Annotated in this window: 21 protein-coding genes; 7 read left to right on the top strand and 14 right to left on the bottom strand. The window is 63.0% G+C overall.

Annotated elements, in window-relative coordinates; all coding sequences use genetic code 11:
* Positions 1–109: 109 nt before the first annotated feature.
* Both AC0ZT5_RS09405 and AC0ZT5_RS09400 read left to right on the top strand, forming a co-directional pair.
* A complete protein-coding gene (locus AC0ZT5_RS09405) occupies positions 110–1,285 on the top strand; it encodes a CaiB/BaiF CoA transferase family protein (protein ID WP_488496225.1) in 1,176 nt (391 codons plus the stop codon).
* Positions 1,282–2,931, top strand: coding sequence for a thiamine pyrophosphate-binding protein (locus AC0ZT5_RS09400; protein WP_488496224.1), 1,650 nt, complete (start codon positions 1,282–1,284; stop codon positions 2,929–2,931). The genes AC0ZT5_RS09405 and AC0ZT5_RS09400 overlap by 4 nt, the downstream gene beginning before the upstream one ends.
* A gap of 105 nt (positions 2,932–3,036) precedes the next feature.
* Here AC0ZT5_RS09400 and AC0ZT5_RS09395 read toward each other — a convergent pair whose 3' ends face one another.
* Together AC0ZT5_RS09395 and AC0ZT5_RS09390 are read right to left on the bottom strand one after the other, a co-directional pair.
* Complete coding sequence (locus AC0ZT5_RS09395; RefSeq protein WP_488496223.1) at positions 3,037–3,477, bottom strand: CHRD domain-containing protein; 441 nt, start codon at positions 3,475–3,477, stop codon at positions 3,037–3,039.
* A 207-nt stretch (positions 3,478–3,684) separates the two neighbouring features.
* Positions 3,685–4,968 carry a cystathionine gamma-synthase family protein gene (locus AC0ZT5_RS09390; RefSeq protein ID WP_488496222.1) on the bottom strand — a complete coding sequence of 428 codons (1,284 nt, stop codon included), beginning with the start codon at positions 4,966–4,968 and terminating at the stop codon, positions 3,685–3,687.
* Positions 4,969–5,092: 124 nt separating this feature from the next.
* On the opposite strand from AC0ZT5_RS09390, the gene AC0ZT5_RS09385 reads away from it, so the two are divergent.
* On the top strand, positions 5,093–5,551 hold the full coding sequence (locus AC0ZT5_RS09385; protein ID WP_457152357.1) for an Lrp/AsnC family transcriptional regulator: 459 nt from the start codon (positions 5,093–5,095) through the stop codon (positions 5,549–5,551).
* Positions 5,552–5,594: 43 nt separating this feature from the next.
* Here the strand turns inward: AC0ZT5_RS09385 and AC0ZT5_RS09380 are convergent, their stop codons facing one another.
* The 4 genes from AC0ZT5_RS09380 to AC0ZT5_RS09365 are packed head-to-tail and all read right to left on the bottom strand — an operon-like array spanning position 5,595 to position 9,442.
* Entirely contained in the window at positions 5,595–6,566 is a 972-nt protein-coding gene (locus tag AC0ZT5_RS09380) for an ABC transporter substrate-binding protein (RefSeq protein ID WP_457152356.1), read from the bottom strand.
* A 41-nt stretch (positions 6,567–6,607) separates the two neighbouring features.
* On the bottom strand, positions 6,608–7,762 hold the full coding sequence (locus AC0ZT5_RS09375; RefSeq protein WP_488496221.1) for an ABC transporter permease: 1,155 nt from the start codon (positions 7,760–7,762) through the stop codon (positions 6,608–6,610).
* Positions 7,759–8,637 carry an ABC transporter permease gene (locus tag AC0ZT5_RS09370; RefSeq protein ID WP_488496220.1) on the bottom strand — a complete coding sequence of 293 codons (879 nt, stop codon included), beginning with the start codon at positions 8,635–8,637 and terminating at the stop codon, positions 7,759–7,761. Before AC0ZT5_RS09370 ends, AC0ZT5_RS09375 begins: the two co-directional genes overlap by 4 nt.
* A 13-nt stretch (positions 8,638–8,650) precedes the next feature.
* Positions 8,651–9,442 carry an ABC transporter ATP-binding protein gene (locus AC0ZT5_RS09365; RefSeq protein WP_488496219.1) on the bottom strand — a complete coding sequence of 264 codons (792 nt, stop codon included), beginning with the start codon at positions 9,440–9,442 and terminating at the stop codon, positions 8,651–8,653.
* A 146-nt stretch (positions 9,443–9,588) separates the two neighbouring features.
* Here AC0ZT5_RS09365 and AC0ZT5_RS09360 point away from each other — a divergent pair, with 146 nt between their 5' ends.
* The gene (locus tag AC0ZT5_RS09360) at positions 9,589–9,987 is read left to right on the top strand and encodes a cupin domain-containing protein (protein WP_488496218.1); all 399 of its coding nucleotides are present in this window, start codon (positions 9,589–9,591) and stop codon (positions 9,985–9,987) included.
* A 20-nt stretch (positions 9,988–10,007) separates the two neighbouring features.
* Here the strand turns inward: AC0ZT5_RS09360 and AC0ZT5_RS09355 are convergent, their stop codons facing one another.
* The 5 genes from AC0ZT5_RS09355 to aptA all read right to left on the bottom strand — a co-directional run bounded on the left by AC0ZT5_RS09355 (position 10,008) and on the right by aptA (position 14,947).
* Positions 10,008–10,385 (bottom strand): hypothetical protein, encoded by a 378-nt coding sequence (locus tag AC0ZT5_RS09355; protein WP_488496217.1) that lies wholly within the window; start codon positions 10,383–10,385, stop codon positions 10,008–10,010.
* A 22-nt stretch (positions 10,386–10,407) separates the two neighbouring features.
* Positions 10,408–10,779 carry a hypothetical protein gene (locus AC0ZT5_RS09350; RefSeq protein ID WP_488496216.1) on the bottom strand — a complete coding sequence of 124 codons (372 nt, stop codon included), beginning with the start codon at positions 10,777–10,779 and terminating at the stop codon, positions 10,408–10,410.
* A 2-nt stretch (positions 10,780–10,781) separates the two neighbouring features.
* Positions 10,782–12,233, bottom strand: a complete 1,452-nt coding sequence (gene hydA, locus AC0ZT5_RS09345; RefSeq protein ID WP_488496215.1) for a dihydropyrimidinase — start codon at positions 12,231–12,233, stop codon at positions 10,782–10,784.
* Positions 12,234–12,297: 64 nt separating this feature from the next.
* Positions 12,298–13,548, bottom strand: coding sequence for a Zn-dependent hydrolase (locus AC0ZT5_RS09340; protein WP_488496214.1), 1,251 nt, complete (start codon positions 13,546–13,548; stop codon positions 12,298–12,300).
* A gap of 70 nt (positions 13,549–13,618) precedes the next feature.
* The gene (gene aptA / locus AC0ZT5_RS09335; protein ID WP_488496213.1) at positions 13,619–14,947 is read right to left on the bottom strand and encodes an omega-aminotransferase AptA; all 1,329 of its coding nucleotides are present in this window, start codon (positions 14,945–14,947) and stop codon (positions 13,619–13,621) included.
* A 242-nt stretch (positions 14,948–15,189) separates the two neighbouring features.
* On the opposite strand from aptA, the gene AC0ZT5_RS09330 reads away from it, so the two are divergent.
* Positions 15,190–15,825 (top strand): TetR family transcriptional regulator C-terminal domain-containing protein, encoded by a 636-nt coding sequence (locus AC0ZT5_RS09330; protein WP_478350126.1) that lies wholly within the window; start codon positions 15,190–15,192, stop codon positions 15,823–15,825.
* 13 nt (positions 15,826–15,838) lie between these two features.
* Here the strand turns inward: AC0ZT5_RS09330 and AC0ZT5_RS09325 are convergent, their stop codons facing one another.
* Entirely contained in the window at positions 15,839–16,741 is a 903-nt protein-coding gene (locus tag AC0ZT5_RS09325; protein ID WP_488496212.1) for a helix-turn-helix transcriptional regulator, read from the bottom strand.
* Between the two features lie 103 nt (positions 16,742–16,844).
* Between AC0ZT5_RS09325 and AC0ZT5_RS09320 the strand changes: the two genes are divergently transcribed.
* Positions 16,845–17,690 (top strand): SDR family NAD(P)-dependent oxidoreductase, encoded by an 846-nt coding sequence (locus AC0ZT5_RS09320; RefSeq protein WP_488496211.1) that lies wholly within the window; start codon positions 16,845–16,847, stop codon positions 17,688–17,690.
* Entirely contained in the window at positions 17,687–18,409 is a 723-nt protein-coding gene (locus AC0ZT5_RS09315; RefSeq protein WP_488496210.1) for an SDR family oxidoreductase, read from the top strand. Before AC0ZT5_RS09320 ends, AC0ZT5_RS09315 begins: the two co-directional genes overlap by 4 nt.
* Positions 18,410–18,450: 41 nt before the next feature.
* On the opposite strand, the gene otsB is transcribed toward AC0ZT5_RS09315, so the two are convergent.
* Complete coding sequence (gene otsB, locus AC0ZT5_RS09310) at positions 18,451–19,212, bottom strand: trehalose-phosphatase (RefSeq protein WP_488496209.1); 762 nt, start codon at positions 19,210–19,212, stop codon at positions 18,451–18,453.
* Positions 19,212–20,996 (bottom strand): alpha,alpha-trehalose-phosphate synthase (UDP-forming), encoded by a 1,785-nt coding sequence (locus AC0ZT5_RS09305; protein ID WP_488496208.1) that lies wholly within the window; start codon positions 20,994–20,996, stop codon positions 19,212–19,214. The genes otsB and AC0ZT5_RS09305 overlap by 1 nt, the downstream gene beginning before the upstream one ends.
* Positions 20,997–21,028: the final 32 nt, after the last annotated feature.

Here is a 21,028-nt window from a genome sequence, read left to right as displayed (position 1 = left end):
GTCGAACTGGCACCTTGGCCCATTGCAAGGGCCGTGACAGCCACCGCCGGGCTTGATAGAGGCTCTGCTTTCGCAGCAATCAAAGTGATTGCAGCAACCACGGTGATTTATGGCCGAACCCCCGCTGAAAGGCGTCCGCGTCGTCGAACTTGCCCGCATCCTTGCCGGACCCTGGGCCGGGCAATTGCTGGCCGATCTCGGCGCCGATGTCATTAAGGTCGAGAGCCCCGATGGCGGCGACGACACCCGCAAGTGGGGCCCGCCCTTCGTCATGGGCAAGGACGGTGAGAACCTGTCGGCCGCCTATTACCATTCCTGCAATCGCGGCAAGCGTTCCATTGCCATCGACTTCTCGACGCCGGAGGGTGCCGAGACCGTGCGCCGGTTGGTCGCGACGTCGGATGTGCTGATCGAGAACTTCAAGCTCGGCGGCCTCAAGAAATACGGCCTCGACTACGACAGCCTGAAGACGATCAACCCTCGCCTCGTCTACTGCTCGATCACCGGCTTCGGCCAGGATGGGCCCTACGCGCCGCGCGCCGGGTATGATTTCATCATCCAGGCCATGGCCGGCATGATGTCGATCACCGGCGAGGTCGGCCGCGAGCCGCAAAAGGCCGGCGTCGCCATCTCCGACATCTTCACCGGCCTTTATTCGGTCATCGCCATCCAGGCGGCATTGCGCCATGCCGAACAGACCGGCAACGGCCAGCACATCGATATGGCGCTTTTCGACACCCAGATCTCGGCGCTCGGCAACCAGAACCTGAACTATCTCGTCTCCGGTAAGTCGCCGGTGCAGATGGGCAACGCGCATATGAACATTGCACCTTACGAGGTGGTTCCGGTCAGGGATGGCCATATCATATTGGCGGTCGGCAATGACGGCCAGTTCGCCAAATTCTGTACCGCCGTCGGGCTGGACGATTTGCCCGCAAATCCCGACTTCGCCACCAACCCCGCGCGGGTCGCCAACCGGGTCAAGCTGCGCGAACACATGATCGAAGCGTTGAAGATTTTTGATCGCGACCCGCTGCTGGCGAAGCTGGAAGCGGCCAGCGTGCCGGCGAGCCCGATCAACACGATCGGCCAGATGTTTGCCGACCCGCAGACGATCGCCCGCGGCATGCGGCTAGACCTTGACGACGGCCATGGCAATCTTCTGCCTTCGGTGCGCGCACCGATGGTGATGTCCGGCACGCCGCTTGTCTATGAACGCCCCTCGCCGCGCCTTGGTGAGCACACGCAAGAAATCCTTGCCGAACTGGAGAAGTCTGGACAATGAAGACTGGCGGACAACTGATCGTCGACGCGCTCGAAGCCAACGGCACCGACCGCATCTATTGCGTGCCTGGCGAATCCTACCTGGCTGTGCTCGACGCGCTGCATGATTCGGCGATCCGCACCATCGTCTGCCGCCAGGAAGGCGGCGCCGCCATGATGGCCGATTGCCACGGCCGCCTGACCGGCAAACCCGGCATCTGCTTCGTCACCCGCGGACCCGGCGCCACCAATGCGTCCGCCGGCATCCACATCGCCATGCAGGATTCTATTCCCGTCATCCTTTTCATCGGCCAGGTCGCCAGCCACGCCAAGGAGCGCGAGGCCTTCCAGGAAGTCGACTACAAGCGTTTCTTTGGCGACATCGCCAAATGGGTGGTCGAGATCGATGATGCCTCCCGCATCCCGGAATTCGTCACCCGCGCCTTCGCGGTGGCGACATCGGGCCGTCCCGGCCCGGTGGTCATCTCGCTGCCGGAAGACATGCTGACCAGTGTCGTCGAAGCGCCCATCGCCTTGCCGCGCACACCGGTCGAAACCCGGCCGGGTGAAGCCGAACTCGACGCCCTGGAGGAATTGCTGGCCAAGGCCAAGCGGCCATTCGTCATCCTCGGCGGCACGCGCTGGGATACCGAGGCTGTGGCGCAGATGCGCACGATCGCCGAAGCGTGGTCGCTGCCGGTCGGCTGTTCCTTCCGCCGCCAGATGCTGTTCGACCATCTGCATCCGAACTATGCCGGCGATGTCGGCATCGGCATCAATCCGAAGCTGGCCACGGCGATCAAGCAGGCCGATCTCGTGCTGCTGATCGGCGGCCGCATGGGCGAAATGCCGTCGTCCGACTACACGCTCTTGAAGAGCCCCTACCCCGACCAGACACTGGTCCATGTCCATGCCGATGCCGGCGAACTCGGCCGCGTCTACCGGCCGACGCTGGCGATCAACGCCTCGCCATCAGCCTTCGTTCAGGCCTTCGCCAAGCGCAGGCCGGCCTCAGCACCGATCTGGGTAGCCGAGACGCCAAAACTGCATGCCGCCTATCTCGACTGGTCGACGCCGCCCGAAAGCGGCCCCGGCCCGGTCCAGATGGGGCCGATCATGAACTATCTCGAAAAGGTGTTGCCCGACGACGCCATCCTCACCAACGGTGCCGGCAATTACGCTACCTGGGTGCATCGCTTCCACCGGTCCCGCCGTTTCGCCACGCAAGCAGCCCCGACGTCAGGCTCGATGGGCTATGGCACGCCGGCCGCGGTCGCCGCCAAAGGGCTGTTTCCGGATCGCATGGTGGTTGCCTTTGCCGGCGACGGCTGCTTCCTGATGAACGGGCAGGAGTTCGCCACCGCCGTCCAGTATGACCTGCCGATCATCGTCGTCGTCGTCAACAACGGCATCTACGGCACCATACGCATGCATCAGGAGCGCGAATATCCCGGCCGAGTCGTTGCCACGGATCTCAAGAATCCCGACTTTGCGGCCTTGGCCCGTGCCTATGGCGGCCATGGCGAAACGGTGGAGAAGACCGCGGATTTCGCTTCCGCCTTCGAGCGTGCCCGCGCCAGCGGCAAGCCGGCGATCGTCGAGATCAGGCTTGACCCCGAGGCGATCACGCCGACCCGGACGATGACCCAGATCCGCGACAAGGCCTGAGCACCAACGGCATAGGCCGAATACATTCGCGCCCCCTCCATCCTGCCGGACAGAGGGGGGCGATGTCCCACTAACTTCGGGGTAAGTCACCCCGGGGACGTTACGCTACTTCGCCTTTTCGATCTGGCCGCGGATCTCGCCGTCCTTGTTGGCGGCGGTGTGGACGTTGACGTAATATTTGCCGGCCTCGAGATCAGCGGCCTGCGCATCGGTCAGCGTCTCCGATCCCTTGATCGGGCTCTTGAGCTTTTTGAACGGAATGACGGGTCCAGCGTTTTCACCCATCGCCGCCGGACCGTGAATATGCGCGGCGGTCGCTGGCCCGCTGAGACCGGAATATTTGACGTTCCAGCTGAGCTTCTTCTTGGCCGTGTCGAACGTGAGAGTGGCCGTACCTTTGCCCTTTGTGGTGACGGGCGGGCTCTGCTGGCCGCCATCGAGCGTGGCAGTGAACTTTTCCATATCGGCCAAGGCCGGCGAGACAAGGAAGATAGAAACAGTGACGGCAAGTGCCGAAACGATCGGCGAAAACGACAGCATGCGCATTTTAGAAACCTCCGTTGGATGCAACACCCTGCGGCCCCCCAGCGCATGGATACATCAACACAACGATCTACCGGCCAAAAGTATCCTGGGCGCACGCATATGTGATGACCGATGAAAAGAGAGGCGGTTACCCGCCTCTCCTGGGATTATCCAATCTCAAAGCCGCGACGGCGCCTCCGCCTCGCTGCCGAGGCGCCCCGGAGACGGTCAGACCGCTGCCAGCGCCTGCGTCAGGTCGGCGATCAAATCGTCCGGGTGCTCGACACCGATCGACAGCCTGACCGTGGTCTCCAGCACCCCGATACGTTGGCGCACGTCGAAGGGAATGCCCGAATGGGTCATGGCCGCGGGGTGGCTGGCCAGCGATTCCGTTCCGCCGAGGCTCACCGCCAGCTTGAAGATCTGCAGGCCGTTGAGAAAGGCGAAAGCCGCCTTTTGCCCGCCGCGTATGTCGAAGGAGAAGGTCGAGCCGGCGCCGCTGCATTGTGCCCGGTAGGCTCGGCCCGCCGGCGTGTCCTCGCCCATGAACGGCAGGTAATGCACCTTCTCGACCTTGGCATGATCGCGCAGGAATTCGGCGACCAGGCGCGCATTGTCGTTCGCCCGCTCCATGCGGATCGACAGCGTTTCCAGTGAGCGGCCAAGCATCCAGCAGGAATGCGGGTCGAGCTGCGTGCCGATCGCGCCGCGCAACGCCTTGATCGGCTTGGTGACGGCCTTGCTGCCCATGGCGGCGCCCGCAATCAGGTCGGAATGGCCGCCGACATATTTGGTCAGCGAATAGACGGACACATCGGCGCCGTGTTCGATGGGCCTCTGGAAGACCGGACCGAGCAGCGTGTTGTCACAGACGACGATCGGCGCCGACCCTTGGTTCGCGCCGATTTCGTCGGCGATTTTGCGCATCAGCGCGATGTCGACCAGGCTGTTGGTCGGATTTGACGGCGTCTCGATCAGGATGACCGAGACACGGCCTTTTTTGACTGCAGCTTCGGCCGCCGCGCGCACCGCCGTCTCGTCGACGCCATCGGCGAAGCCGACAGCACCGATACCGAAGCCGGAAAGCGTGCGCGTCAAAAGCGTCTCGGTGCCGCCATAGAGTGGTTGCGAATGCAGGATGACGTCGCCCGGACGGGCATAGGCGAGAAGTGTCGTTGCGATCGCCGACATCCCTGAGGAAAACAGGATGCAGGCATCCGTCCCCTCATAGATCGCGAGCCGGTCCTCGACGATCTCGCTGTTGGGATGGTTGAAGCGCGAATAGACCAGGCCGGACGCCGTGCCGCTCGGCGGCTCCTTGCGGCCGGACGTGTAGTCGAAGAAGTCGCGTCCCTCTTCCGCCGACTTGAACACGAATGTCGAGGTCAGGAACACCGGTGGCTTGACCGCGCCCTCCGAAAGCTGCGGATCGAAGCCATAGCTCAACATCAGCGTCTCCGGATGGAGCTTGTGATTGCCGATATGGGTTTTCGACGGGCGTGGCGCGGGCATAGCTTGTTCCTGCTTCTTCGAGGAGTGTCGCACGGCAATTTATGCGATCCCGATCGCGCAGTCCTTGCTATTTTTGGGCGCGCATGGCTGCATCCTCGCAACAAATTGCCTGGAGAGGTCGAAAGTGCAGCAAAAGATAGCCGATGATTTCGATCGCAGGATTCTGCAAGAACTGCAGGCCGACGCCCGCATCACCAACAACGAGCTTGCCGAGCGGATCGGCCTGTCGCCGTCGCCTTGCCTGAGGCGGGTGCGGCGGCTGGAGGAGACCGGCGTCATCAGAGGCTACACCACGCTGGTCGATCCGGCCGCCTTCGGCTGGAGCATGGTCGCCATCGCCACCGTCCGGCTCAGCCGTCAGAACGAGGACGAGATCGTCATGTTCGAGGACGCGATCCGCGGCTGGGAAGAGGTGCTGGAATGCCACCTCGTCACCGGCTCGCGCGACTATGTGCTGAAGGTGGTCACGGGCAGCCTCGAACAGTACGAGCGCTTCATAAAGGAAAAGATCGCGCGGCTGAAATGCGTCGCCTCGATCGAGACCAGCTTCGTCATGAACACCATAAAGGAACGGCGCCTCTGACAGAGGCGCCGTTTTCTCAATATCAAGATGGTGCCGGCTAGGCTTACTTGACCGCCTTGTCAGTGATGGCGGTGGTGTAGGCGCCTTTCGGCTCCTTGGTGATGATCTTCTGGTCGAGCAGCGCCTTGGCGGTGCGCTCGTAGGTCGCCGGATCGAGCTTGCCGTCGGCATTGTCGATCAGCTTGGCGACTTCGCTCATCATCCGCTTCTGGTGGTTCTCGTCCTGGCCGCCACCGTCCATGACGATGCCTGCGGCCTCGTCATTGTTGTCGATGGCGTATTTCCAGCCCTTCATCGAGGCGCGCACGAAACGCACCATCTTGTCCTCGAACGCCGGATCCTTGAGCTTGTCTTCCGACGCATAGAGCCCGTCCTCGAGCAGGTCGTTGCCCATCGCCGAATAGTTGAACACGGTCAGCTGTTCCGGCTTGTAACCGGCGTCGATCAGCTGCCAGTACTCGTTGTAGGTCATGACCGAGATGCAGTCGGCCTGCTTCTGGATCAGCGGCTGCACGTCAAAGCTCTGCTTCAGAACGGTGACGCCATCCGGGCCGCCTTCGGTCTTCAGGCCGAGCTTGTTCATCCAGGCGTAGAACGGATATTCATTGCCGAAGAACCAGACGCCGAGCGTGTGGCCCTTGAAGTCGGCTTCGGTCTTGATGGGGCCGTCCTTCGGGCAGACCAGCTCCATGCCGGCCTTCTTGAACGGCTGTGCGATGTTGACCAGCGGCACGCCCTTTTCGCGGGCAGCCAGCGCACCGCCCATCCAGTCGACGATGACATCAGCGCCACCGCCGGCGATCACCTGCTCCGGAGCGATATCGGGGCCGCCCGGCTTGATGTCGACGTCGAGACCTTCGGCCTCATAGAAACCCTTGGCCTTGGCAACATAATAGCCGGCAAACTGGGCCTGCGTGACCCATTTCAGCTGCAACGTCACCTTGTCGGCGGCCATTGCCTGGAACGCGGCTAGCGACATCGCGCCGGCCAGGACAGGAATAATCAGTCTTTTCATCTTTTTACCCTCTGAAGTTAGGACCCTTAGACCCACCGCCCCTATCCACCACGGACAGAGGGATGCCAAAACGTGACGGCTCTTTCGACAAGAGCGACCACGCCATAAAAGACCGAACCCGCAAGTGCTGCAACTGCGATTTCGGCCCAGACCATGTCGATGTTCATCCGCCCGACCTCGGTCGAGATGCGGAAACCCATGCCGACGACAGGCGTACCGAAGAACTCGGCGACGATGGCGCCGATCAACGCCAGCGTCGAGTTGATCTTCAGCGCGTTGAAGATGAAAGGCGCGGCTGCCGGCAGCCGGAGCTTCAGCAGCGTCTGCCAGTAGCCCGACGCGTAGGTGCGCATCAGGTCGCGCTCCATATGGCCGGAGGCGGCGAGCCCGGCGACCGTGTTCACCAGCATCGGGAAGAACGTCATGATGATGACGACGGCCGCCTTGGACTGCCAGTCGAAGCCGAACCACATGACCATGATCGGGGCGACGCCGATGATCGGCAGCGCCGAGACCATGTTGCCGATCGGCAAGAGCCCGCGGCGCAGGAACGGCACGCGATCGGCGAGGATCGCGGTGATGAAGCCGGCGCCGCTGCCCACGACGTAGCCAAAGATCACCGCCTTGAAAATCGTCTGCCGGACATCGGCGCCGAGCACCGGCAGAGAACTGGCGATGCGCGCGCCGATGGCGCTTGGCGGCGGCAAAAGGATGAAGGGAATGCCGGCGCCCCGGGTCACCGCTTCCCAGATGATCAGGATCCAGGCGCCGAAGATGGCGGGGATGATCAGGCGCAGCGCGCTCCGGGCCCAGTTCGCCATCGGGCGAAGTCCCGACAGGACGGCAACGCAGCGCCAGCCGAGCAGCCAGGCAGCCGTAAGCAGCAAGAAGTACGGCGCCAGTGCCGTACCTTCAAAACCGGGTATGCCCGATATCAGTAGCCAGGCGACAAGGTGGGCGCCGACAAACAGCACGACCGCCTCTGCAAGTGCCGGAATCCTGGTCATCGAGATCAGCGCCGCCAGCAGGGCCAGACCGAACATCAAGCCTTTCGTCCCGAGGTAGGGGTAGTTGAAGCTGACTGCCGGGTCGGCAAGTGCTGCCGCTTCCGGCTTCGACATCGCGCCGAGCGCCACCGCGATCAGGCAAAGCACGATGGCGAGCACCGCTTGCCATGAGGGTTTCAGCCAGTTCATGCCGGCCTCCCGCCCATGGCGCGATCGACGATGCGCCCGGCAATGCCAACCACCATGACCAGTAGTGCGGCCACCACCGAACCGGCAACCAGCGTCGACCAGATGTCGATGGACTGGCTGTAATAGGCGCCGGCCAGAAGCTTGGCGCCGATCCCCGCGACAGCACCTGTCGGCAGTTCGCCGACGATGGCACCGACCAGGCTCGCCGCCACGGCCACCTTCATCGATGTGAACAGGAACGGCACCGAGGCCGGCACGCGCAACTTCCAGAAGGTCTGCGAGGCGCTGGCATTGTAGGTGTGCATCAGGTCGAGGTGCATGATCTCGGGCGAGCGCAGGCCCTTCACCATGCCGACTGTCACCGGGAAGAACGACAGATAGGTCGAGATCATCGCCTTCGGCACCAGGCCGGTGATGCCGATTGCCGCCAGAACGACAATGATCATCGGCGCCACTGCCAGGATGGGAATGGTCTGCGAGGCGATGATCCACGGCATCAGGCTGCGGTCGAGCGTCGCCACATGCACGATGCCGACAGCGATGATGATGCCGAGCGCCGTGCCGAAAGCAAAGCCAAGCAGTGTCGACGACAGCGTCACCCAGGCGTTGTAGACGAGGCTACGGTTCGAGGTGATGGGGCGCAGGAACGTGTTTTCGAAGAAATTCACCGCCACCTGATGCGGCGCCGGCAGCGTCGGCTTCGGCTGCGACAGCGTCTTGCCAATGAACTCGCTCAAGGCGGGCGTTTCCCCGGCGCGGCGGTCGAGATCGCGCTGGAACGGCGTGTTGAGGATGACGGCGAAAACGTACCAAAGCACGACCACGCCAGCGAGGATCGAGGTCACCGGGATGAGCTTGTCGCGGAAGCTGTCCATCTAGCGCACCAACTCAATCTTCATAGCTGTGCCCTGCGTGCAGACCATCGCGGACGCGCGCGGCGATCGCCAGGAATTCCGGCGTCTCGCGGATGTGGAGCGGCCGCTCCTTCGGCAGCGTCGATTCGATGACATCAGTGACGCGGCCCGGGCGTGGCGACATGACGACGATGCGCGTCGATAGATAAACGGCTTCCGGAATGGAGTGGGTGACGAAGCAGATGGTCTTGTTGGTGCGTCCCCACAGTTCCAGCAATTGCTTGTTGAGGTGGTCGCGCACGATCTCGTCCAGCGCGCCGAATGGCTCGTCCATCAAGAGAAGGTCGGCGTCGAAGGCCAGCGCACGGGCGATTGACGCGCGCTGCTGCATGCCGCCCGAAAGCTGCCAGGGATATTTCTTCTCGAAACCTGAGAGGTTGACGAGGTCGAGCGTGCGATTGATGCGCTCCGCCTGCTTCGCCTTGGACAAGCCCATGATCTCCAGCGGCAGCCCCACATTGCGCTCGATGGTGCGCCACGGAAACAGGGCCGCGGCCTGGAAGACATAGCCATAGGCGCGTTTCTCGCGCGCCTGTTCGGGAGTCATGCCGTTGACCGAAATCGTCCCCGAGGTCGGCTTCTCCAGATCGGCGATGACGCGCAGCAAGGTCGTCTTGCCACAGCCCGACGGCCCGATGAAGGAGACGAACTCACCCTTGCCGATGGTCAGGTCGACATTGGACAGCGCCTGCACCGCCCCGTCATTGGTCTGGAAGGTCAGTTCGAGTTTGCTTGCCGCGACGACGGCTGGCGAAATCCCTGTCATCGCTTGCTGCCTGCCAGATCCCGCCATTGAGGCGCCGGCTGGAATCCGATTGCTTTTATCGCGATGTTGTTTTCCACTCGCCCCTGTCCCATTGGCCCCCAGTCCCACTAACCTTGTCCCACTCAATCGACGCCCGGAGTTTCCTGATGTCGCCCACTTGTCATCTTATCCGCCCTGAAACCACTTATGAAGGCAAGCAGGGATTGACCTATTTCGCCGGCATCGCCGCGGAAACCGTCGGCTCGTCCGGCATCTGCATGCATATGCTGACCATGCCGCCCGGCGCCCGCGCCAAGGCGCATATGCACGAGAGCCATGAAACGGCGATCTATGTGCTCTCCGGCGAGGTCCATACCTGGTACGGCGACCGGCTGGAGCACCATATCGTCGTCAAGGCCGGCGACCTCTTCTACATTCCGGCCGGCGTGCCGCATCTGCCGGCCAATCTCAGCGCCGCCCCGTCTTCGGCCGTCATTGCCCGTACCGATCCCAACGAACAGGAAAGCGTCGTCCTGCTGCCGGAACTGGATGCGCTGGTCGCTTGAAGCCGATGGGAACGTGATCGTCATCGGCACCGGGAGACTTCCCCCATGACATTGCCGTCCGCATCGGTGATCACCAGCTTCTTGGCGCTCTTGGGGCTTTGCTTGACGGTGAACTCTGCCGGCGACTGCCCATCCTCGCCTTCCGCCTCGCATTGCGCCTTGATGGTCATCGAACCGTCCGATTTCGCCTGCTTGTCGGTGAAGGTGCAGGCGCTGGCCACAGTGACCAGATCCGTGTCCGTCAGCAGCAGCATGTCCTCGGCATAGACTTCCTGGCCGTTCTTGTTGATGCAGCCGGACTTGTTGCCGTAGGGCTTGGACAGATCGATGCCTGCCGCCGAAGCCTGACCGGCAGCTAACACGAGAACCATCGCAACTGACAGGCGAAAACCACGCATGCTCATCCCCCAAGGCCCCACGTCACGAACATGATTGCAGCGGTCCCATTTCCTCAAGGCCGGGAATGGTGACGAAGAAACCATCCTCACCCTTGTTGGTGACCACAACTGTTTCGATCGTCGTCCCCGCCTCGCCCTCGGCGGAACAGGTCGAAGTCAGCGATTGGGCACCCAGCACCGACGTCAATTGCTGCGCGAATCGGCAGCCGCTGCCATAAGTCTCGATGCCTTCGGCGGTCAGCACGATATAGGCATCGCTGTCCTGATAGCCGGCCTTGACACCGGCGCAGCCGACATCATTGCCCCAGGAGCCGGCGAGCACGCCGCTCGCTGCTGCCGGGCCAGCGACAACTGCCGCCAGGACCAACGAGATGAGCGCGGCCGAGCGCGCCAAGCTCAAACCCCGGTCGCCGGGATGCCGGTGCGTTCGACCTTGCGCGGCGCGGAAATTTCCTTCCACGTCGAAAGCGCCCGGTTGACCGCCGCGTTCGGCTCGCGGGCCACGAACTCGCCGTGCCCCGGCTTGGCCTTGACCTCAGCCTCCTGGATCGACAATTCGCCGCGCGAGAACACGAAGCGCGGCAGGCCGGTCACCTCGAACCCTTCGAAGACATTGTAGTCGATCACAGATTGCTGCTTCTTCGACGAGATCTTCTTCTTGCGCTTCGGATCCCAGACGACGATGTCGGCGTCAGCACCTTCGACGATAGCGCCCTTCTTCGGATACATGTTGAGGATCTTGGCGATGTTGGTCGAGGTCACCGCGACGAACTCGTTCATCGTCAGCCGGCCGGTGTTGACGCCGGTGGTCCACAGCACCGGCAAGCGGTCCTCAAGCCCGCCTGTGCCGTTCGGGATCTTGGTGAAATCACCGACGCCGTTGCGCTTCTGCTTGGTGGTGAAGGCGCAATGGTCGGTCGCCACCACCTGCAGCGAACCCGCCTGCAGGCCGGCCCACAGCGAATCCTGGTGCAATTTGTTGCGGAAAGGTGGGCTCATGACGCGGCGCGCCGCATGGTCCCAGTCCTTGTTGAAATACTCGCTCTCGTCGAGCGTCAGGTGCTGGATCAGCGGCTCGCCGAACACACGCATGCCCTTCTGCCGCGCCCGGCGGATCGCCTCGTGGCTCTGCTCGCAGGAGACATGCACGACATAGAGCGGCACGCCCGCCATGTCGGCGATCATGATAGCGCGGTTGGTCGCCTCGCCTTCCACTTCCGGCGGCCGCGAATAGGCATGACCCTCGGGGCCATTGTTGCCGGCAGCAAGCAACTTCTGTGACAGGGCTGCAACCACATCGCCATTCTCGGCATGCACCAGCGGCAGCGCGCCAAGGTCGGCGCAACGCTGGAACGACGCATACATCTCGTCGTCGTCGACCATCAGCGCGCCCTTGTAGGCCATGAAGTGCTTGAACGAGGTGATACCCTTGTCGACGACGGTGGCCATCTCGTCGAACACCTGCTTGCCCCACCAGGTGATCGCCATGTGGAAGGAATAGTCGCAGGATGCTTTCGAAGTCTTGTTGTCCCACATCTGCAAGGCTTCCAGCAGCGACTGCTGCGGCGCCGGCAGGCAGAAATCGACCACCATCGTGGTGCCGCCAGCAAGCGCCGCTCGCGTTCCGGATTCGAAATCGTCGGCCGAATAGGTGCCCATGAACGGCATTTCGAGATGGGTGTGCGGATCAATGCCGCCCGGCATCACATAGCAGCCTGTGGCGTCGAATTCGTGGTCGCCATGCAGGTCCGAACCGATGGCGACGATCTTGCCGTGCTTGAACAGCACATCGGCCTTCCACGTGCGATCGGCGGTGACGATGGTGCCGTTCTTGATAACTTTGGTCATGTCTTGTTCCCTTGTTCTCTTCGCGCTTCTTTGCGAGCGGCGTTTGGAATGCGGATTTGTAAGTTCACTCCACGATGACAGCCGTCTCCACCACGGCGTGGAACAGCACGTCGGCACCGGCCGACGCCCATTCCTTGGAGATTTCCTCGGCCTCGTTGTGGCTGAGCCCGTCGACGCAAGGGCACATCACCATCGCGGTCGGCGCGACGCGATTGATCCAGCAGGCGTCATGGCCGGCGCCTGAAACGATGTTGCGGTGCGAATAGCCGAGGCGTTCGGCGGCGTCGCGGATCGCCTTGACGCAGCCGGCGTCGAAGGTGACCGGGTCGAACGCGCCGACCTGTTCGATCTTGTACTGGATGTCGAGCGCCTCGCAGATCGTGTCGATGCCTTCGCGGATGCGGCCGTCCATCGCATCCAGCACCTCCTTCTCGGGCGAGCGGATGTCGATGGTGAAGACGGTGCGGCCGGCGATGATGTTGCGCGAGTTGGGAAACACCTCCATATGGCCGACCGCGCCGACGGCGTCGGGCTGGTAGTCCATGGCGATCTCGTGCACCAGTTCGATCACACGCGCCATGCCGAGCCCGGCATTGCGGCGCTTCGGCATCGGCGTCGAACCGGTGTGCGCCTCCTTGCCGGTCAGCGTCACCTGCAGCCACTTCAGCCCTTGCCCGTGGGTGACGACACCGATGTCGATGCCCTCGTCCTCGAGGATCGGTCCCTGCTCGATATGCAGTTCGAAGAAGGCATGGATCTTGCGGTCGCCGACCTTCTCGGTGCCCTTCCAGCCGATGCGTTCAAGCTCCTCGCCGAATTTCTTGCCTTGCTTGTCGACATGCTCATAGACATCGACCTGGTCGAGTACACCGGCAAACACGCCGGATGCCATCATTGCCGGGGCAAAGCGTGCGCCTTCCTCATTGGTCCAGTTGGTGACGACGATCGGATGTTTGGTCTTGATGCCGAGATCGTTGAGCGAGCGCACCACTTCAAGCCCGCCCAGCACGCCGAGCACGCCGTCATATTTGCCGCCGGTCGGCTGCGTATCGAGATGGCTGCCGACATAGACCGGCGGCAGGCTGGGATCGGCGCCTTCGCGGCGGGCAAACATCGTGCCCATCTCATCGACGCCCATGTCGAGCCCGGCCGCATCGCACCAGCGCTTGAACAGATGCCGGCCCTCGCCGTCCTCATCGGTCACGGTCTGGCGATTGTTGCCGCCGGCAATGCCGGGGCCGATCTTCGCCATCTCCATTATCGAATCCCACAAACGGTCTGAATTGATTCGCAGATTCTCGCCGGGTGCGGCCATTCCAAGTCCTCTCAGTTCATGTCCTGGCCGGGCGGCGGTTCCCGTCGCCACCCGTCCAAGTATAGGCAGATTAGTCTATCGACCGCAGAACATCCCGCACGTGGTCGATCAATTCGTTGATCTGGCCCTTGGTGATGATCAGCGGCGGCGACAGCGCAATGATGTCTCCGGTGGTGCGGATCAGCGCGCCGCGCTCGAACGCCTTGACGAAGGCCGAGAAGGCCCGCTTGGTCGGCTGGCCGGCGATCGGCGCCAGTTCGATCGCGCCGATCAGGCCGATGTTTCTGATATCGATGACGTTCGGCTCGCCCTTCAGCGAATGCAGTGCGTCTTCCCAATAGGGCGCCAGTTCCTCGCCACGGGTCAGCAGGCCCTCTTCCTTGTAGGTATCGAGCGTGCCCAGGGCCGCCGCGCAGGCGATCGGATTGCCCGAATAGGTGTAGCCGTGGAAGAACTCGATCATGTGCTCGGGGCCGGTCATGAAGGCGTCGTGGATTTCCTTCTTCACGAACACCGCGCCCATCGGGATGACGCCGTTGGAGACGCCCTTGGCGGTAGTCATGATGTCGGGCGTGACGCCGAAATAGTCGGCGGCGAACGGGGTGCCCAGACGGCCGAAGCCGGTGATGACCTCGTCGAAGATTAAAAGGATGCCGTGCTTGGTGCAGATTTCGCGCAGCTTCTGCAGATAGCCCTTGGGCGGCAGGATGACACCGGTGGAACCGGCGACCGGCTCGACAATGACGGCAGCGATGGTCGAGGCGTCATGCAGGGCGACGATGCGCTCAAGCTCGTTGGCCAGTTCCACGCCATGCTCCGGCACGCCTTTGGTGAAGGCGTTCTTCTCGGGCAGATGCGTGTGCGCCATGTGGTCGACGCCGCCGAGCAGCGTGCCAAACATCTTGCGATTGGAGACAATACCGCCGACCGAAATGCCGCCGAAATTGACGCCGTGATAGCCGCGCTCGCGGCCGATTAGGCGAGTGCGTGAGCCCTCACCCTTGGCGCGGTGATAGGCAATCGCCATCTTCAGCGCCGTTTCGACCGATTCCGAACCGGAATTGGTGAAGAAGACATGGTCCATGCCCTTGGGCGCGAGGTCGACCAGGCGGTTAGCCAGTTCGAAGACGATCGGATGGCCCATCTGGAAGGCCGGCGCATAGTCGAGCTCGGCGGCCTGATGCTGGATTGCCTCGGTGATCTTCGGCCGGCAATGGCCGGCGTTGACGCACCACAAACCCGCGGTGCCGTCCAGCACCTTGCGGCCATCGCTTGTGGTGTAATGCATGTCCTTCGCGGACACCATCATGCGCGGTGCCTGCTTGAACTGCCGGTTTGCCGTGAACGGCATCCAGAATGCACTGAGATCGTTCGGCGTGACTTTCAGCCGGTTGGACATGACCAAGACTTCCCCTTGTAACTTGTTTCGGTGTGCCCAACGCTTGGTCTTCGTTGCGATTTCGTGCTACGCAAATTTTTGACCGATTGGACAAACGTTAGCACCGCCCTGTCGGCGGTCAAGGGATTACTAGCGGAAATGCGGCACCTGAAGTGCGTTCCACAGGCCAAGGAAAAACTGGTCCAGAGAATTGGTCCAGATGACCTTGAACGCGAGGTTTGGCAAAGCGAGGGCTGGCAACGGTGACCACCAGCACGAACGCCCCTCGCCGCACCCGCATCCAGCAGGAAAAGCGCGAACTCATCCTGGAGGCGGCGCTCGAGGTTTTCTCCACCAACGGCTTTCGCGGCTCGACCATCGACCAGATCGCCGAAGCCGCCGGCATGTCGAAGCCGAACCTGCTTTATTATTTCCGCCGCAAGGAGGACATCCACGAGACGCTGATGCAGCGCCTGCTCGACACCTGGCTGGCGCCGCTGCGAGAGCTGGACGACATCGGCGATCCGATGACCGAATTGCGCAACTACATCAGGCGCAAGCTCGAAATGGCACGCGATTTTCCGCGCGAGAGCCGGCTGTTCGCCAACGAGATCCTGCAAGGGGCGCCGCGCATCATGCCGCTGCTGGCGGGTGAACTGAAAACGCTGGTCGATGAAAAGGCCGCCGTCATCAAGAGCTGGATGCGCGCCGGCAAAATCGCCAGGACCGACCCCTGGCACCTGATCTTCTCGATCTGGGCAACGACGCAGCATTATGCCGATTTCGACGTCCAGGTCCGCGCCGTGCTCGGCCCAGACCGCGGCGGCGATGGCCGTTTCGAGGATGCCGCCCGTTTTCTGGAGCAATTGTTCCTCGACGGGCTGAAGCCGAAGAACTAACTTTCGGCAGTTATTAGGCGCTACGCCGCTCGGCTGGCAGCGCGTCCAGCAATGTCTGCAGCTTGGCGACCGAGTTCTGCTCGGCAAGTGGCGTGTAGACGATCAGCTTCATGTCGGAGCCGTCGCCGACCGACAAACTCATATGCTCGAACGTCATGGCGCCAGCGCTCGGGTGCCGGACATGCTTCACCCCCGACAATCGGTGCGCCACGTCGCGCTGCGGCCACCACGCGCGAAACTCCGGGCTCGACCGCGTCATCAAGTCGATCAGCCGCTCGAAATCCGGATCGCCGACATATCTGGCGCTTGCGGCCCGGAACGAGGCCAGCACGATACGCGCCAGTTGCTCCCAGTCGACCAGCAGCCGCCGGTGGTGCGGATTGGTGAAGACCATGTGGACGATGTTGCGGGCATCACCTTCCAGCAGACCATAGTCGCCGAACACGGCCACCGCCGCCGGGTTCCAGGCCAGCACGTCCCAGCGCCGACCGACGACATAGGCCGGCTGCAGCACCAGGCTTTGCAGCATGTGCAGCAAGGGGCCGTCGACCTTTTCCGGCGCCACGGTGCGACCCTCCGGCTGCTGGCGGCCGGCGAGGATGAACAGATGCTGCTTTTCGGCGGCGTCGAGGCGCAGCGCCTCGGCAAGCGCCGTCAGCACCTCGACCGAAGGCCTGACCTCCCGCCCCTGCTCCAGCCATGTGTACCAGGTGGTGCCGACGCCGGCGATCATCGCCACCTCCTCGCGCCGCAGCCCAGGCGTGCGCCGTCTGAGGCCGGTGGTAATGCCAGTGGCCGCTGGCGTCAGCCTTTCGCGGCGCGAGCGTAGGAAAGCGCCCAGCTCGCGCCGGCGGCTGTCTTCGGCGGAGTGCGTGGGAGCAGAGCGAGTGAGGGCAGAGTGAGATTGGGATTCCATGAGGCTAATATAGCAGTATTGATACCAGGATAAAGTTTGAACTGTTTGACGCGCGCCGCCTGTCCCATCTTCCGCTCAGAGCAACAGAACGGAGGCTCTGAACATGGAACTCAAAGATAAGACAATCCTCGTCACCGGGTCGACCGACGGCGTCGGCCGCGTCGTCGCGCGACGGCTTGGCGCTGGTGGCGCCCGTGTGCTGGTGCATGGCCGCGATGCGACACGCGGCAAGGCGACCGTCACTGAGATCGAAGCCGCCGGCGGCAAGGCCGAGCTGCTGGTCGCCGACCTCTCTTCACTGGCCGAGGTGCGCCGCCTCGCCGAAGCCGTGCGCGCCAGGACGGACCGGCTCGACATCCTCATCAACAATGCCGGCATCGGCACCGCAGGCCAAGGCGCCAAGCGGCAGGTCAGCGCCGACGGCTACGAACTGCGTTTCGCGGTCAACTATCTCGCCGCTTTCCTGCTGACATCGGAACTTTTGCCGTTGCTCAAGTCGAGCGCGCCGGCGCGCATCGTCAACGTCGCCTCGGCGGGACAGCAGGCGATCGACTTCGGCGATGTCATGCTGACCCGCAGCTACGACGGCGTGCGCGCCTACTGCCAGAGCAAGCTGGCGCAGATCCTGTTCACCGTCGACCTTGCGCAGGAGCTGAGAGGGACAGGCGTTACGGTCAACGCGCTGCATCCGGCCAGCTACATGAACACCACCATGGTCCGCCAGGCAGGCGTCACGCCATGGAGTTCGGTCGAAACCGGAGCCGACGCCATCCTCAACCTCGCGACCTCATCGGCGCTGGATGGACGCAGCGGCCTCTATTTCGACGGCCTGCGGGAATCCCGCGCCGACGCCCAGGCCTACGACGCCAAGGCAAGACAACAGTTGCGAGCCTTGAGCTTCGACCTCGTCGGCCTCGCCTCACCAACATCGAAGGAACAGCATTCATGACCACGACAATCCAGCACACCGTCGTCATCGGCGGCTCGTCCGGCATCGGTCTGGCGACGGCGCGCAAACTACTTGGCCCCGGCATGAAGGTGACCATCACCGGGCGCAACCAGGATCGGCTCAACGGCGCGTGGAAGAGCCTCGGCGGGGCCGTCGGGAAGGCTGCGTTCGATGCCTCGAAGCCGGACGAAGTCAGCCAGTTCTTCGAACGCCTCGGCCCCTTCGACCATCTGGTCCTGGCAGCCAGCGGCGGCAAGGGCCTTGGCCCCTTCCAGACGCTTGACCTGACCGACATCGGCAGCGGCGTCGACGAGAAAGTCCGCCCGCAACTGTCATGCCTGCAGGCCGCCTTGCCGACGCTGAACAAGAGCGGATCGGCCACCTTCATCTCGGCAGTATCGGCTCAGCTTGCGACGCCGGGCGTCGCCGGCATCGCCGCCATCAACGGCATGCTTCTGACCGTGGTGCCGATCCTGGCCGTGGAGTTGAGGCCGCTGCGCGTCAATGTCGTGGCGCCTGGCGTCATCGACACGCCCTGGTGGGATTTTCTCGCCGAGGAGCAGCGGCAAGCGATCTTTGCCGAATATGCCGGCAAGACCCCGGTCGGCCGCATCGGCCGCGCCGACGACGTCGCCGACGCAATTGCCTTTCTCGTCTCCAACGGCTTCATGACCGGTCAGGTGCTGACCTGCGACGGCGGCCTGCGATTTGCGGCTTGATCCACATCGCCCCCAGCCCCGGTTGCGCCCCCCGGCTGGATCTAAAGTTGACCCCTCAGCCAGGCGAGCGTTTCGGCAACGCCGTCAAGGCCGTACCGTGCGGCGGTATGCGCGGGTGGTTTGACCCGTATCGATATGCCGCCGGCATCGTTGACGGCTTCGAAGCCGTTTTCGTCCGGCGTGTCGTCGCCCAGGAAGACCGGGCGGCGGCCTGCAAAGGGCGCGATACGCATGAACCGCCGGATTGCAGCACCCTTGGCCGCCTCTAGCGGCAGCAGCTCAACGCCGGCATTGCCGGCAACCACGCGGTAGCCCTCGGGCAGGCTGGCCAGCGCCTGTTCGACAAGCTGCGTTGCGCGCGGAAGCAGGTGCGGGGCAGCGCGCGTGTGGATGGCGAGAACCCGGCCTTTGCGCTCGATATTGGCCTGCCCACGGCCGAGTTCAGCCTCGATCTCATCAGCAAGAGCAGCAATATCCGCCGGCTCTCCCGCGACTTCCACATCGTCGTCCGGCAGAAGTCTGTGTTCCAGGCCATAAAGCCCGGCCGCGCGCAACTTCAAAGGCTGAAAAAGCTGATCAACGGCCGCAACCGAGCGGCCCGTGATAACGGCCAATGCCCCGTTTAGCTTGTGATCCAGGCCTTGCAGCAAGGAGCGAAGTTCGTCGCTGACCGAGACCGCGTCCGGGTGTTCCGCATGCTCAAGCAGAGTGCCGTCAATGTCGAGGAACAACGCCCATTCGCCAGTCAGCAAGGCCTGTGGCTTCTGCAGGGTCTCGCTCACATTTTCCAGGGTCTCGCTCATCACATTGCCACCCGTTTGCGCTCGAACATGGAAACGACATTGTCCATGCCTGGCGGCCGGTCGCCGGCACCGGTCACCCGATCGAGGTCGCCGCGCTTGCGCAACCGCGCCGCATCCAGAAGCATGCTGCCGGCCCAGCGATAGACATTGTTGTCGCGGACCATCTGCCGCATCGGCCGCATGCGCTCGCGCTGTTCGTCGGGCGTCATGGTCAGCGCCTGCAGCAGCGCCTCGCTCATCATGGCGGCATCGTAAGGGTTGACGATCAGCGCCTCCAGCAATTCGCGCGAGGCACCAGCGAACGTGCTGAGCATCAAGATGCCCTGCTCGTCGTCGCGCGCCGCAACGAATTCCTTGGCGACCAGGTTCATGCCGTCATGCAGGCTGGTGACCATGCATATGTCGGCGGCGCGGTAGATCTCATAGACCTGTTCCTGCGAGTGATGTTCGGCCACCATGATTACCGGCTTGTAGCCTTCGCTGCCGTAACGCTCGTTGAGCTCTTCGGCGTAGCGGTGACAGTCGTCGTGGAGCAGCTTGTAAGCCGGGAGCGTGCCGCGGCTGGGTGCAGCGATCTGCAGGAAAACCAGTTTTCCGATCCATTCCGGGTATCGCTTGAACAATTCGTCGAGCGCCTGAAACCGATCCAGAATGCCCTTGGTGTAGTCGAGACGCTCGACGCCGACGCCAAGCTTCACATCCGCTTTCAGCCCGAACCTGTCACGCAGGCGGGCGCGGCAGTCGTCGACATCAGGCAATCTTGCCAGGAGGTCCGCCGGCCACTCTATTGAGATGGGATAGGCGTGCACCAGCGTCGTCTGCCCGCCATAGGAGATGGCCGCATCCGCCCGCTCGATGCGGCTTTCCAGGAAGCGATCGACGCTTTCGGTGAAATTGTTGGCGTGGAACTGGGTGTGGAAACCGATGATCGAGCTGCCCAGCAGCCCCTCAAGGATGCGCTCACGCCATGGACAGATGCTGTACACTTCCGAGTTCGGCCACGGGATGTGCCAGAAGGTGATGACGATCGCGTCGGGCAGGCGCTCGCGGATCATCCGCGGCAGCAGCGCGAAGTGGTAGTCCTGGACCAGCACGATCGGTCGCTCGTTGCGCGCCTCGGCCACCACCGTTTCGGCGAACTTCCGGTTGACGGCTTCATAGGCTTCCCAGTCCGAGGCACGAAAGATCGGCCGGGTGAAGGCGATATGGCAAAGCGGCCACAGGCCCTCATTGGCGAAGCCGAGATAGTAGCCCTGATGTTCTTCCTCCGTCAGCCAGACCCGGCGCAGCGTGTAGGACGGATTGCCGGGCGGCACCTGTACCCGGTCGTCCTTGTCGACCATGAGACGGTCCGCGGTTCCGCCGCCATAGGCGATCCAGGTCCCAGCGCAGGCGCGCGTGATCGGTTCCAGCGCCGAAACCAGCCCGCTTGCCGGCACAAGCAGTTCGACGCCGTTACCCCGGACGTTGTGGATATATGGTTCGCGGTTGGAGACCACGATAACCTGCGCATCGGGTAGGTCATCGGCCAGGATCTTGCGCAATGTTTCGGGCGACCATGTCACCAGGGCGGCATCGGCCGATTGGCCATTCTGGCCGTTCTTTTCGAACTCCCGTATGATCTTGCGCGCCGCTTCCGCGGTCACGTCCTCGCCGGCTGGATGTACTGCCGTTGGCGGCAGACTGCGGCGTTGCCGCGATATGGAGAAGAAAACGGCAAGAGCGGAAAGACCGAGGCTCGCGAGGATCAGGACCCAAAGCAGGCCCGCACCATAATCTGTCATTGGAATGCCAACTCACCTCAGGCCGTTCGGCG

This window comes from Mesorhizobium sp. CNPSo 4670 (assembly GCF_057784235.1).
The sequence above is the reverse complement of the archived record's forward strand: the minus strand, read 5'-3'. Positions and strand labels throughout refer to the sequence as shown.

Coding starts and splice junctions, on each gene's coding strand:
- AC0ZT5_RS09405 (WP_488496225.1), top strand. CDS start 110: ATGGCCGAACCCCCGCTGAAAGGCGTCCGCGTCGTCGAACTTGCCCGC.
- AC0ZT5_RS09400 (WP_488496224.1), top strand. CDS start 1,282: ATGAAGACTGGCGGACAACTGATCGTCGACGCGCTCGAAGCCAACGGC.
- AC0ZT5_RS09395 (WP_488496223.1), bottom strand. CDS start 3,477: ATGCGCATGCTGTCGTTTTCGCCGATCGTTTCGGCACTTGCCGTCACT.
- AC0ZT5_RS09390 (WP_488496222.1), bottom strand. CDS start 4,968: ATGCCCGCGCCACGCCCGTCGAAAACCCATATCGGCAATCACAAGCTC.
- AC0ZT5_RS09380 (WP_457152356.1), bottom strand. CDS start 6,566: ATGAAAAGACTGATTATTCCTGTCCTGGCCGGCGCGATGTCGCTAGCC.
- AC0ZT5_RS09375 (WP_488496221.1), bottom strand. CDS start 7,762: ATGAACTGGCTGAAACCCTCATGGCAAGCGGTGCTCGCCATCGTGCTT.
- AC0ZT5_RS09370 (WP_488496220.1), bottom strand. CDS start 8,637: ATGGACAGCTTCCGCGACAAGCTCATCCCGGTGACCTCGATCCTCGCT.
- AC0ZT5_RS09365 (WP_488496219.1), bottom strand. CDS start 9,442: ATGACAGGGATTTCGCCAGCCGTCGTCGCGGCAAGCAAACTCGAACTG.
- AC0ZT5_RS09360 (WP_488496218.1), top strand. CDS start 9,589: ATGTCGCCCACTTGTCATCTTATCCGCCCTGAAACCACTTATGAAGGC.
- AC0ZT5_RS09355 (WP_488496217.1), bottom strand. CDS start 10,385: ATGCGTGGTTTTCGCCTGTCAGTTGCGATGGTTCTCGTGTTAGCTGCC.
- hydA (WP_488496215.1), bottom strand. CDS start 12,233: ATGACCAAAGTTATCAAGAACGGCACCATCGTCACCGCCGATCGCACG.
- AC0ZT5_RS09340 (WP_488496214.1), bottom strand. CDS start 13,548: ATGGCCGCACCCGGCGAGAATCTGCGAATCAATTCAGACCGTTTGTGG.
- aptA (WP_488496213.1), bottom strand. CDS start 14,947: ATGTCCAACCGGCTGAAAGTCACGCCGAACGATCTCAGTGCATTCTGG.
- AC0ZT5_RS09325 (WP_488496212.1), bottom strand. CDS start 16,741: ATGGAATCCCAATCTCACTCTGCCCTCACTCGCTCTGCTCCCACGCAC.
- AC0ZT5_RS09320 (WP_488496211.1), top strand. CDS start 16,845: ATGGAACTCAAAGATAAGACAATCCTCGTCACCGGGTCGACCGACGGC.
- AC0ZT5_RS09315 (WP_488496210.1), top strand. CDS start 17,687: ATGACCACGACAATCCAGCACACCGTCGTCATCGGCGGCTCGTCCGGC.
- otsB (WP_488496209.1), bottom strand. CDS start 19,212: ATGAGCGAGACCCTGGAAAATGTGAGCGAGACCCTGCAGAAGCCACAG.
- AC0ZT5_RS09305 (WP_488496208.1), bottom strand. CDS start 20,996: ATGACAGATTATGGTGCGGGCCTGCTTTGGGTCCTGATCCTCGCGAGC.